Raw genomic sequence first — 12616 nt, 5'->3', positions numbered from 1 at the left:
TAATACTCAGTAACTTAGCGACAAAATATTTTTCCTATATGTCTAAAGATAATATTTCCCATACCTATTTAGAAATGCTGATCAAGAAGTTTCCTTTTTTGTCAGGGTACGTACTCAAGCAAAATTTATATTTACTTATTTCAATTGTTGTCATCATGTCATTCGTCTTAGTGGGTATCTCAACATATACCTTATACAGTAAGAAAAACATGACTGTAGATCCTAAGCTGAAAGAAATTTCTGGCATAGAATTCGATAAATATAGCCGTTTATGGGCTATTAATGATGGTGGTAATGAAGCCAAACTTTATCGTTTAAATGAAGATGGTTCTATTGCTAAAGAAGTACTGATCACTAATGCAAAAAATATCGATTGGGAAGATATGACTCAAAATAAATTTGGGCATTTCTTTTTAGGTGACTTCGGTAATAATGAACAAGATAGAAAGTGGCTGACGATATATAAGATTGAAAACCCAATCGATATTAAAGCTGATACCGCTGAAGCTGAAATAATCAAATTTACCTACCCAGGAATGGATGGTAACCCTGTCGCACCACATGAAAGAAATTATGATTTAGAAGCTTTTGTTGCTTTGGGTCGTCATTTATATTTATTCACCAAAAATCGTACAAAACCTTTTAATGGTATTACTAATGTTTATAAAGTTGGCGATCATGCAGCTAACTTTAACGCTGAGTTGGTCGGTTCATTTCAAACATGTACTACGCTTGAAAAGCTTTGTTGGATAACCTCTGCGGCTTTGAGCCCTGATCGTAAAAAACTCATATTACTTGATTCAACAAGTATTTGGTTATTTGAAAACTTTGAAGGTGATAAGTTCTTCTCAGGTGATGTATCTCGTATTGATTTGGGCATAGTTACGCAAAAAGAAGCAGTGACTTTTTATGATGATAATACGATTGTGTTTACTGATGAAGAGTTTGTAGGTATTGGTGGTAATACTTACACGATTAAACTAGATAAAGCGAAGAAGAAGGTGATAAAGAAGAAAGCACTTCCAAAACCTGTTGTAACTGAACCTCCAGCTTCTAAAACACCAGCATCCGATCCAACTAAAACTAAAGAGCCAAAAGATAAGCAAGAAAAAGATAAGCAACCAACGAGTAAGCAGCCTTTAGTTGTAGAGTCTATCAGCGTTATAGCTGTGAGTTTTGTTACTTGGATTACTCAATCATTAAAGCAAGCTTTTTAGTTTGCTTTAATGCGTTCTAAGGTAAGGTTTTATTCAGTCTTTTCTTTGAAATCACACAAGTCTTCAATGATGCATGAACCACATTTAGGTTTACGTGCAACACAAGTATAACGACCATGCAGAATAAACCAGTGGTGTAAGTTAAAGAAAAATTCGGTTTTTCTTGGTGTGTGTTTAACTATGTTTTTTTCTGTTTCTTCTACTGTTTTACCTTTAGCGTAACCTGTTCGGTTGGCTAAGCGTTGAATATGAGTATCCACCGCAATAAAGTAATTACCTTCGTTATCTTTCAACTGACCAAATGCTGTATTTAATACAACGTTCGCTGTTTTTCTACCTACACCTGGTAAAGCTTCTAAAGCTGCGCGGCTTTCAGGTACTTCACCACCATGTAAATCTACAAGCATTTGGCAAGTTTTCATGGTGTTAGCTGCTTTAGTATTGAATAGACCTATAGTTTTTATGTATGACTTTAGCCCGTCTAAACCAAGGTCAAGTATAGCTTGAGGGGTATTAGCGACAGGATAAAGTTTATCTGTGGCTTTATTAACGCCAACATCAGTTGATTGAGCAGAAAGAAGAACAGCGATTAGCAGTTCAAAAGGCGTGCTAAAGTTTAACTCGGTAGTCGGGTTTGGGTTATCCGCTCTTAACCGAGTCAGCATTTCTATTCTTGTTTCTTTATTCATACGTTAACTACTTTTGCTTTTATTATTTGAAATAGACTTGGGTGACCTAGTTAGCGTCAAAATTCACGCGTACACGTTCTATTGCTTCAGCATCTTTTTTAGGTGCACTTTTCTTGATTTTTTCGTCTACTGCATTTTTAAATGCAATGAATAATCCCATCGCAATAAAAGCTCCAGGAGGAAGTACAGCAAGTAAAAAATAGCTATCAACAGTATATAATTCTATACGTAAACTACGCGCCCATTCGCCCATTAATAGATGTGCGCCATCAAACAATGTACCTTGTCCTAACGCTTCTCTTAAAGCGCCTAAAACAAACAAAACAAGTAGGAAGCCAAGTCCCATCATTAAGCCATCGAATGTTGCTTGTTTAATAGGGTTTTTAGAAGCGTAAGCTTCAGCTCGACCGATAATGGCACAGTTAGTAACGATTAACGGAAGAAAAATACCTAACGATTGGTAGAGTACAAATGTATAGGCGTTCATTAATAATTGTACGCAGGTTACAAATGAAGCGATAATAAGTACAAATATCGGGATCCTAACTTCTTTAGGTACCCAATGGCGTACTAATGAAACCGTCGCATTTGAACAAATTAATACGAACAAGGTTGCTATACCTAAACCTAAAGCATTAGTAATTGTTGAAGTAACCGCTAATAACGGACATAAACCTAATAATTGCACTAAGCCAGGATTGTTCTTCCATAAACCCTGCCATGCGAGTTCTTTGTACTCAGCACCATTTGCCATTAAATGCCTCCACAATTTTTAGGTTGATTGAATAAGTTGTCTTTATTTTCATTAAAAAATACTAAGGTAGTGTGAACAGCTTTAACTACAGCTCTAGGGGTAATAGTCGCCCCTGTAAATTGATCAAACATGCCGCCATCTTTAGCTACATTCCAACGAGGATCTGGAGTGGCTATTATTTTTTTACTGGAAAAACTTGTGATCCATGGATTTCTTTCAAGTTCTATTTTGTCGCCTAAGCCAGGGGTTTCTTTATGCTCTAGCACTCTAACGCCACTAACAACGCCGTGAGTTGTAATACCAACAATGATGTCAATGTTACCGTTGTAGCCATCTGGTGCCGTTGTCGTGATTGCTATAGCAACAGGTGTTTCATTAAACGATGCTATGTAGGCTGCATGTGCTGTTTGACTATTAATTTCTTCGCCTGCCTCAGTTGTTGAATGAGGGATCATAATACAATCTTCAATTATTTGATTATTGTAAGTGCTTGGGTCAATAACTTGAGAGAGTCTGTCAAGCAGCTGTTTTTGCTTTTGTAGCTCTATTTCTTCTTTAGTTAATGAATGTACTATACCAACAACAGCCGTACAAACGATGGCGAATATAGCGAGTACATTGGCGTTTTTTTGAATAGCTTTACGCATGGGTATTATCCTCAGCATTTTGCTCTTTTTTATGTCCGTATGTACGAGGGCGTGTATATTGATCGATCAATGGTGCACTCATATTACAAAGTAAAACGGCGAAAGCCATCGCTTCAGGATAACCACCGTACTTTCTAATAACGAATACAAGAAGGGCGGCTAAAGCGCCAAAGATTATTCTGCCTTTACTACTTGTTGCTCCCGACACAGGGTCAGTCAGTATAAAGAAAGCACCCAACATGCAAGCGCCATTAAACCAGTGGAACATCGTTGAGGCATTTGAATCTGGGCTGAATGTGAAAGCGATAAATGAAAATACAAATAAGCTAAATAAAAAGCTAAATGGTGTTATCCAATCAATCGCTTTTTTAAATATTAAGAATAATCCACCTGCTAAAAATCCAGCGTTTATCCATTCCCAACCAATACCAAAGTTTTCACCTATTACTGTGCTATCCATACTTTCAGCAATAGTTAAGCCTAGAGTTAGGTTGGTTTTAACAGTATCCAATGGTGTTGCCATGGTATAGCCGTCAATATGTGTTTTTATTTGGCCCACAGAATAACCGTCAGTAGTGAAGCTTGTGAAAATAACAGACAAGGTATCAAAGAAAGTTAAATCAATGTCTAATAACTGAAGTGGTGGTTGCCATGAAGTCATTTGAACTGGAAATGATATAAGTAACATCACATAACCAGCCATAGCTGGGTTGAAAGGGTTGTGACCCAAACCACCGTATAATTGTTTTACTATGATGATAGCAAACGCAGCACCTATAATAGATATCCACCAAGGGGCTAATGCGGGTAAGCTTATACCTAATAAAATCGCGGTTAAAATCGCGCTCCCATCAAAAATCTGTTCGGGGATTTTCTTTTCTCTTAACGATAAAATAAAAAACTCAGCAATTAATGCACTAGCAATAGCTAATGAAATATGAATTAAGTTACCCCAACCAAAAAAATACCATTGCGCAAAGATGCCTGGAAGAGTGGCGTAAATAACTAACCTCATTAAAGCGGAAGTTTTATTTTGTATATGGTTATGCGGCGAACTTGCGATCCAAAATGCCATAATATTAATTTAACTCTATACGTTGTTGTTTTTTGGCTTTTGCTTTAGCTACTGCTTCAGCGATTCGTTTTTTCTTTTCTGCTGCTTTTGTATCTTCAACTTCAGACTGATTATTGTCTGAGCTTTTAGCTTCTTGTTCTTTGGCTAGTTTTTTAGCTTTTGCTTTAGCTATAGTTGCTGCTATTTTAGCTTTTCTACTATCAGCGTCAGAAACCTCTGCTTCAGATATTTCAGCTTTTTCATTTTCTGGTGCCTGATCATTGTCTTGGGTACTTGTATCTTGAGCACTCGCATCTTTATCAGCTTGTTCTTTAGCTAGTTTCTTAGCTTTTGCTTTAGCGATAGTTGCAGCTATTTTAGCTTTTTTGCTATCAGCATCAGAAACTTCAGCTTCAGCTTCAGAAAGATTACCTTTAGCTGCTTCTGATTTTTCATTTTCTGGTGCCTGATCATTGTCTTGGATGCTTGTATCTTGAGCACTAGCATCTTTATCAGCTTGTTCTTTAGCTAGCTTTTTGGCTTTTGCTTTAGCGATAGTTACAGCTATTTTAGCTTTTTTGCTATCAGCATCAGAAACTTCAGTTTCAGAAAGATTACCTTTAGCTGCTTCTGATTTTTCATTTGCTTGAGTTTCTTCTTGAGCACCTATATTTTTATCTGATTGCTCTTTAGCTAGTTTCTTAGCTTTTGCTTTAGCGATTGCTGCGGCAACTTTAGATTTCTTATCGTCAGCATTATTTACTGCCGTAGCTTTATTGTCAGTATCTAGCTTTAGTTCTGTTTCAGGTTCAGCTGCTTTATTCGGCTCTACTGTTTTTTCTGTATTATCTGTAACTTGGTTAGCAAGCTTTTTGGCTTTAGCTCTAGCGATAGCTGCCGCTATTTGTGGATTTTTAGGCTTAGCAACTGGCTCGGTTGTTTCTTTTTGAGGTGCTGCATCACTTGTTTGTGCTTTTTTAGCTTTTACACGTGCTAATGCTGCAGCAACGGCAGACATTTCATTATTAGCTTCAGCAGTACCTGAATTCATTTTAGCTTTACGAGCTTCTGCGGCTTTACGCTGTTTTTCTTCTCGTGCTTTTTTATCACGTTCTAATCGTAGTTTACGTGCTTCAAATCTGATTTTTGCTTTATCAGCTTTAATCTCTAGCTGCTTGTGTTCACGTATTTCAGCTTTACCAATACGATAATAATGTACTAGAGGAATATGGCTTGGGCACACATAAGCACAAGCTCCACATTCTATACAATCGAATAAGTTTAAGGTTTCAAGCTGCTGGTGGTCTTTAGCTTTAGCACTCCACTGTAGTTCTTGTGGAAGAAGTTGAGCGGGGCATACGTCAGCACATTGTCCACAACGAATACATTCAACTTCTGTGCTTTCGTCTGATATTTCTTTTTCACTTGGCGCAAGTACACAGTTTGTTATTTTTACAACAGGCACGTTACCCGAAGGTAAAGCAAAGCCCATCATAGGACCGCCCATTATGATGCGTTGCTTATCTTGTGGTTGATATTCACATTGCTCAAGTAAAAAATTAACAGGAGTACCTAATAAAGCCCATACATTTTGAGGTTTATTGAGCCCAAGCCCTGTAACGGTTGTTACACGTCTAATTAATGGAATATCATTAATTACAGCATCTGCTATGGCAAAACATGTCGCGGTATTTTGCATAACAATACCTTGCGAACTTGGTAATGAACCACTTGGTATTTCTTTACCCGTCAGAATTTGAATTAATTGTTTTTCACCACCCGAAGGGTATTTAGTTGGTATGACGCACACTCGAATATGATCTAAATCTTTAGTGGCGTTTTGTAATGTTTTAATTGCTGCTGGTTTATTGTCTTCTATACCAATTAATACGTATTCTGGCTTGATGATTTGGTGAAGAATATTAATGCCATCAACAATTGTTGGACAATGCTCTCTAATAAGCAGGTCGTCAGCTGTGATGTAAGGTTCACATTCTGCAGCGTTAATGATCAAAAATTCAATCTTGGCCGATGTATTTGCTTTTACATAGGCAGGAAATCCAGCGCCACCCATACCTGATATGCCAGCATCAGCTATTTTCTGTAATAAGTCTGTATGGCTTTGTTTGGTGTAATCTGTGCAAATATTTCGCTTTACCCAAGTATCATTGCCATCAGGAGCTAAAAACAAACAAGGTTCTTTTAGAGCTGATGGATGAGCTATGGTTGAGTCTTTTATTGCTGTAACAGTACCGCTTGTTGGCGCATGAACAGGAACAGCCATAGGATGAGCGCTAGCTGTTAGCGGTTGTCCTTTTAATACAGTATCACCCACAGCAGCAAGTAGTTCACCTGCTTGGCCAATGTGCTGCTGCAGAGGAAGAATAAATTCTTTCGGTAATGGTAAAGTTCGAATAGGTTTATTTTCAGTGATAAACTTTTGTTCAGGCGGATGAATGCCACCATGGAACTTCCAAAATTGTTTTTTATCAATTCGGTTAATAATAGAGTCCACGTAAATTCCTAATCAACTTGTGTTACAGGTATGCTATTTAAATCCCACTGCCAACTTTGCTTTGTTGTTTCAATTGGTCGCATTTCAATACAATCAACTGGGCAAGGGGCAACACATAAATCACAACCTGTACATTCATCTATAATTACGGTGTGCATTTGTTTTGTCGTACCAATAATTGCGTCTACTGGGCAGGCTTGAATACACTTAGTGCAGCCAATACAATCTTCTTCAATAATAAACGCCACTTTAGGTGTATTGTCTGCTTCATGGTTTTCATCTAAAGCTTGTACTTCAACACCCAATAATTCAGCTATTTTTTTTATGGTTTCTTCACCACCAGGAGCACATTTATTTATTGCTTCACCATTAGCTACTGCTTCAGCATAAGGTTTACAGCCTGGGTAACCACATTGACCACATTGTGTTTGTGGCAGTAAGTCATCTATTTGTTCTGCTAAAGGATCACCTTCAACCTTAAAGCGAATTGAAGCGTAGCCAAGCAAAGCACCAAATAGTAGGGCAAGAATACCTATAACAATAATTGCGATAATAATAGACATTAAAACTTAACCAATCCTGTAAAGCCCATGAAGGCTAGTGACATTAAGCCAGCAGTGATCATAGCAATAGCTGAACCTTTAAAGGGAGAAGGGATATCTGCGTTGGCTAATCGTTCACGCATGGCTGAAAACATAATAAGGACTAATGAGAAGCCAGCGGATGCACCAAAACCATAGATAACAGATTCAAAAAAGTTATGTTGTTCGTAAGTATTAAGTAGGGCAACACCTAATACAGCGCAGTTAGTAGTTATTAGCGGTAAAAATATACCTAAAAGTCGGTATAAGTTAGCACTGGTTTTATGAACCACCATTTCAGTAAATTGTACTACCACAGCTATAACTAAAATAAATGCCATAGTAGTTAGGTATTCTAATCCTAGCGGCGCTAAAATATAGGTGTTAACAAGGTAACTAAGTAATGAAGCGAGTGTCATTACGAATGTCGTGGCATATGCCATTCCTACAGCGGTTTCTGTACGTGAAGAAACCCCCATAAACGGGCAAAGTCCTAGGAATTTTACTAGTACAAAGTTATTAACTAACACTGTACCAACTAGCAGTAATAGATATTCAGACATTTAAGAATTACATTAGTATATTAATGGCGCATATTATCCGTTTTTATCACTAAAGAAACAACCTGTGGTTTGTAGGGATATTCGACAATTTGGAAAGTTTTCAGAGTATTTGATTTAATTGATGATTAGATGAGCGATTAAGGGGCGTTGGTCTTTATTATTAATGAGAATTGTTTTTAATATTTAAACGCCATTAACACCGTTTTAGTATGTTAATGACGTAAATTGAAAGTATTTTATAAAGGTAATGGTTTTCCTATGTAAAAACCTTGGCAACCATCAATAAATAGTTTTTCTAAAGCAAACTTCTCTTCTTGCCCTTCAACACTTTCTGCTAATACCAGTATGCTTAATCTATGAGCCAAATCCACCATTAAGCGTAAGAAGTATTGGTTGTTCTTATCTTCATCTATATCACGAGTATAAGTACTGTCCATCTTAATAAAGTCAGGCTTTAAGTCTTTAAAGAATTTAAATGAAGTTAAACCAACACCAAAGCGTTCAACGGTTATTTTTGAACCTGCTCTGTGTATCATGTCGATGAAACGTTTACTGGTTTTTATATTTTGCTGTAAACCATATTCAGTGATTTCAAAAACAAGTTTAGCCGCAATAGCTGAGTCTCTTAATAATCTTCTTTCTAACCAAATTAAGAAATGTTCATCATGAATGCTACGTGTACTTATATTAATACCATAAGACGAGTCTCTTAGGTTTTTATTGGTTATCTCTGTCATGACCTTTTCAATGATCATTTTATCGATAGCGACAATTTTATCTAATTTCTCAGCCATAGCTATAAACGAAGCTGTAGGTAACATTTCATCATTAGAGTTTAAGAAGCGAGCGAGTACTTCACCATATATCTTCGCATTTCTGTTTGACGGTTTAATATTTTGAACAAGTAAAGTAATACGTTGGTTTTCAATAACGTTATCAATTTCTTGACGCCAGTTTTGATTGCCGTAGCTCGAACTTGAATTTTGTAGGATATTTGTATCAGTTTGCGCATACCAAGAATTTTTCTGCTGTGTTTGAGCAATACTGATCCCTGTATCAGCTAATGCTAATAACTCACCTAAAGGCTTGTCTCTAGCGAAGGACACTAAGCCTGTATAGGCTACTGAATCTAGATCTGATGCTTGCTGAAATAAGTTAAACTTATCGGTGAGCTGTTGAGCAAAGCTTTCAGCTGTTTTCATTGTGCAGTTAGGAATGATAGTGGCGAAATCAGAACTGTTAAGTCTGAATAATTGTGCACCTTGGTGTTTCGTTATTGCTGCTTTCATGATATCAGCAACACCACAAATGTAAGTATCACCCGCATTGTAACCATGTATTTGATTAATGGTTTGTAATTCTGAACATCGAGTAATTGTTAAAGCACCAAATTTGATAGATTGATCTTTATTGATTTGGTTTTCAAAATACTGAACAAAACGACTGCGGTTTTTTAATTTGGTTACTGGTTCTAAATAAGCTTTTTCTTCAAGTTCAGAAGTGTTTACATTATGAAAATTAATCAGCTTTTTTAATTCATCATAAACTTCATCAAATTCAGAGCTGATGTTTACATCTAAGTCTTCATTATTTTCAAAGCTCTTTTCTATCGCATTTTTCAATTCATTACATAGTTTAGTTAATACTGTTTTGTAATTATGTGAACTTAAAATGCTACCTATTAATATAAAGACAAAAGTTAAGCCTAAAATTAAAAGTAATATCTGTAAGAGAAAGTTCGATTCATCTTCAACATTTAGTTGATAAACAACCGTTAAATTATTATCTAATGTAACCTGTTGAACTTTAGGTACAGTAAAAGGCAAAACAAAACCATTTATAGGATTAGATGAGTTATAAATATTTTCTGTTTTGTTGTAAGTAACTTTAAGAAGCGCATATTTATGATTAGCACGTAAACTATCAATAAATATTTTATGGTTAGATTCTATCGACTCTACACTTGGTTTATCCTTAAAGGCCTCGGTGTAGTTAGCAGTAATCACAGTAGCATGTTTATCTTGTTTTTCTTCTAGATATTTAGAGGTAGTAAATATCGAAAAAAGAGCAATTATTAACGAAAAAACGATGCCTAATATGCAGTTCCGTAGCAATGATTCAGAAAATGAGTACATAGTTAGTTTATTAGCCCTAAAAAAGAACAAAAGTTAATGGTTTATCAATTTGCATTTATACCATATTGATAAAAATTATACTAATAGCATAAACGCTTAAATATATAATATATGTGTGTTTTTTGTTCATTAATGTTTACTTAAAAAAATAAGCGCACAATTAAACCATCTTTTTTTAAACTACTAAGGTAAAGCTCTTGCGCTTAGACATTAGGAAATATATAATTCATCACAGCTTTAGTATAGCAGTTGTCACTAAATATTCACTGAATCCTATTCGTTAAATATTAATTGTTATACTTAGGTGCTGTAATTTATTACGCACCAATACAGAGGGTTAGTGAATTTGGGCCCCTCGTTAGGGGCTTTTTTGTGTGTGAATGTTTGTTAAATTTCATCTACATACAGATAAATGTTTTTAATAATGGGCTTCATGCCCTTTTTTTGTTTCTGGAGAAAATGATTGGCTAAGTTTGAGCAAAAATTAACTGCAATGTTAAGACCTGCTGTTGAAGGTGTAGGTAAAAAGTTACTCGGTGTTGAGTATATAAGCGCGGGTAATAATTCAGTATTACGTTTATTTATAGATCATGAAAATGGCATAAACGTTGATGATTGCGCAGAAGTTAGCCGTCAAGTTGGTGCAATATTAGATGTTGAAGATCCAATCGGTCCAGAATACAACTTAGAAGTTTCTTCACCAGGTTTAGATAGACCTTTGTTTGATTTAGAACATTTTCAAGCAGTAATAGGTGAAACGATTACGGTTAAATTATCTATGCCATTAAATGGCAGACGTAAGTTTAAAGGAACACTTGAGACTATCGATAACGAAATATTAATAGTGGTAGTTGACGGTCAGGACTATGAACTTGTTTTTAGTAACATTGATAAAGCAAATCTTGTTCCTAAATTTTAATGATAATTTTAGATTTATTTTAAATAATTAAGGCTAAGTAGCATGAGTAAGGAAATATTACTAGTTGTAGATGCTGTTTCAAATGAAAAAGCATTACCTCGTGAAAGTATTTTTGAAGCAATGGAAACCGCTTTAGAAACAGCCACAAAGAAAAAGTATGAAGGCGACATTATTGTTCGCGTAAGTATCGATCGCGTAACTGGCGAGTTTGATACTTTCCGTCGTTGGTTAGTTATTGCTCCAAGTGATGAGCTAATGGAAAACCCATACGCAGAAATGACACTTGCAGCGGCTCAATACGATGAGCCAGAAATACAAGTAGGCGATTTTGTAGAAGAGCAAATTGAGTCAGTTAAATTTGACCGTGTAACTACACAAACAGCTAAACAAGTTATTGTTCAAAAAATTCGTGAAGCTGAACGTGGTTTAATTGTTGATGCATATCAAGAACACGTTGGCGAGATTATTACAGGTGTAGTGAAAAAAGCTAGCCGTGATAGTGTAATTTTAGATTTAGGTAATAATGCTGAAGCGATTGTATATCGTGATGACATGTTACCACGCGAAACTTTCCGTCCAGGCGATCGTATTCGTGGTTTATTATATGAAATTAAACCAGAAGCTCGTGGCGCGCAATTATTTGTAAGCAGAACTAAACCTGAAATGCTTATTGAGCTTTTCAGAGTTGAAGTGCCAGAAATTGGCGAAGAGATGCTTGAAATTAAAGGTGCAGCTCGCGATCCAGGTTCACGTGCAAAAATTTCAGTTAAAAGTAACGACAAACGTATCGACCCTGTAGGTGCGTGTGTTGGTATGCGTGGTTCACGTGTACAAGCTGTTTCTAGTGAACTAGGCGGCGAACGTGTTGATATCGTTTTATATGACGATAATCCAGCACAATACGTAATTAATGCAATGGCTCCAGCAGAAGTTGCATCAATTATTGTTGATGAAGATAAAAACACAATGGATATTGCGGTTGAAGAAGACAACTTAGCAATGGCTATTGGTAGAAGTGGTCAGAATGTACGTTTAGCAAGCCAACTTACGGGTTGGGAACTTAACGTAATGACTGTTGCTGCAATGAACGAGAAGCATCAAGCAGAAAACGATAAAGTATTATCTTTATTTGTTGAGAAACTTGACCTTGATGAAGATTTTGCAACTTTATTATGTGAAGAAGGTTTTACTTCACTTGAAGAAATTGCATATGTTCCAGCATCTGAAATGTTAGAGATTGATGGCATGGACGAAGATATCGTTGAAGAACTTCGTGCACGTGCTAAAGAAGCATTAACAACTCAAGCCCTAGCAAGTGAAGAAACACTTGAAGGTGCAGAGCCAGCTGAAGACTTACTTAACCTTGATGGTTTAGAGCGTCATTTAGCATTTGTATTAGCAAGTCGTGGTGTAATTACCTTAGAAGACCTTGCTGAACAAGGTGTTGATGAAATATCAGATATTGAAGAATTAGATGAAACCAAAGCAGGTGAGCTAATTATGGCCGCTCGTAATATTTGTTGGTTTAACGAAGAATAACCC

10 protein-coding genes and 1 pseudogene are annotated in these 12616 nt (G+C 36.2%); 3 read left to right on the top strand and 8 right to left on the bottom strand.

The window, feature by feature from the left end; all coding sequences use genetic code 11:
• Positions 1-155 precede the first annotated feature (155 nt).
• Positions 156-1025: pseudogene (locus ACPUVN_RS09600) on the top strand (hypothetical protein); the annotation flags it as partial.
• A gap of 221 nt (positions 1026-1246) precedes the next feature.
• Here ACPUVN_RS09600 and nth read toward each other — a convergent pair.
• The 8 genes from nth to ACPUVN_RS09560 all read right to left on the bottom strand — a co-directional run bounded on the left by nth (position 1247) and on the right by ACPUVN_RS09560 (position 10155).
• Positions 1247-1906, bottom strand: a complete 660-nt coding sequence (gene nth / locus ACPUVN_RS09595; protein WP_426356836.1) for an endonuclease III — start codon at positions 1904-1906, stop codon at positions 1247-1249.
• A 46-nt stretch (positions 1907-1952) separates the two neighbouring features.
• A complete protein-coding gene (locus ACPUVN_RS09590) occupies positions 1953-2660 on the bottom strand; it encodes an electron transport complex subunit E (protein ID WP_426370527.1) in 708 nt (235 codons plus the stop codon).
• Complete coding sequence (gene rsxG / locus ACPUVN_RS09585) at positions 2660-3307, bottom strand: electron transport complex subunit RsxG (RefSeq protein ID WP_426370526.1); 648 nt, start codon at positions 3305-3307, stop codon at positions 2660-2662. Before rsxG ends, ACPUVN_RS09590 begins: the two co-directional genes overlap by 1 nt.
• Entirely contained in the window at positions 3300-4382 is a 1083-nt protein-coding gene (gene rsxD, locus ACPUVN_RS09580; RefSeq protein WP_426370525.1) for an electron transport complex subunit RsxD, read from the bottom strand. The genes rsxG and rsxD overlap by 8 nt, the downstream gene beginning before the upstream one ends.
• A 4-nt stretch (positions 4383-4386) precedes the next feature.
• A complete protein-coding gene (gene rsxC / locus ACPUVN_RS09575) occupies positions 4387-6876 on the bottom strand; it encodes an electron transport complex subunit RsxC (RefSeq protein ID WP_426370524.1) in 2490 nt (829 codons plus the stop codon).
• An 8-nt stretch (positions 6877-6884) separates the two neighbouring features.
• A complete protein-coding gene (gene rsxB / locus ACPUVN_RS09570; protein ID WP_426356841.1) occupies positions 6885-7439 on the bottom strand; it encodes an electron transport complex subunit RsxB in 555 nt (184 codons plus the stop codon).
• Positions 7439-8020: an electron transport complex subunit RsxA gene (gene rsxA / locus ACPUVN_RS09565; protein ID WP_426356842.1), complete on the bottom strand. Its 582-nt coding sequence runs from the start codon at positions 8018-8020 to the stop codon at positions 7439-7441. Before rsxA ends, rsxB begins: the two co-directional genes overlap by 1 nt.
• Before the next feature lie 236 nt (positions 8021-8256).
• A complete protein-coding gene (locus tag ACPUVN_RS09560) occupies positions 8257-10155 on the bottom strand; it encodes an EAL domain-containing protein (RefSeq protein WP_426370523.1) in 1899 nt (632 codons plus the stop codon).
• Between the two features lie 463 nt (positions 10156-10618).
• On the opposite strand from ACPUVN_RS09560, the gene rimP reads away from it, so the two are divergent.
• Positions 10619-11074, top strand: a complete 456-nt coding sequence (gene rimP, locus ACPUVN_RS09555; protein WP_426370522.1) for a ribosome maturation factor RimP — start codon at positions 10619-10621, stop codon at positions 11072-11074.
• A 42-nt stretch (positions 11075-11116) separates the two neighbouring features.
• Entirely contained in the window at positions 11117-12613 is a 1497-nt protein-coding gene (gene nusA / locus ACPUVN_RS09550; protein WP_426356845.1) for a transcription termination factor NusA, read from the top strand.
• The last annotated feature ends 3 nt before the right edge of the window (positions 12614-12616 follow it).

Origin of the sequence: Pseudocolwellia antarctica (assembly GCF_049933045.1) — a bacterium.
Lineage (GTDB): Bacteria > Pseudomonadota > Gammaproteobacteria > Enterobacterales > Alteromonadaceae > Pseudocolwellia.
This window is presented reverse-complemented; position numbering and strand designations above follow the sequence as displayed.

Bases quoted from the DNA above. Each gene is read 5' to 3' on its own strand.
- nth (WP_426356836.1), bottom strand. From the start codon at position 1,906: ATGAATAAAGAAACAAGAATAGAAATGCTGACTCGGTTAAGAGCGGAT.
- ACPUVN_RS09590 (WP_426370527.1), bottom strand. From the start codon at position 2,660: ATGGCAAATGGTGCTGAGTACAAAGAACTCGCATGGCAGGGTTTATGG.
- rsxG (WP_426370526.1), bottom strand. From the start codon at position 3,307: ATGCGTAAAGCTATTCAAAAAAACGCCAATGTACTCGCTATATTCGCC.
- rsxD (WP_426370525.1), bottom strand. From the start codon at position 4,382: ATGGCATTTTGGATCGCAAGTTCGCCGCATAACCATATACAAAATAAA.
- rsxB (WP_426356841.1), bottom strand. From the start codon at position 7,439: ATGTCTATTATTATCGCAATTATTGTTATAGGTATTCTTGCCCTACTA.
- rsxA (WP_426356842.1), bottom strand. From the start codon at position 8,020: ATGTCTGAATATCTATTACTGCTAGTTGGTACAGTGTTAGTTAATAAC.
- ACPUVN_RS09560 (WP_426370523.1), bottom strand. From the start codon at position 10,155: ATGTACTCATTTTCTGAATCATTGCTACGGAACTGCATATTAGGCATC.
- nusA (WP_426356845.1), top strand. From the start codon at position 11,117: ATGAGTAAGGAAATATTACTAGTTGTAGATGCTGTTTCAAATGAAAAA.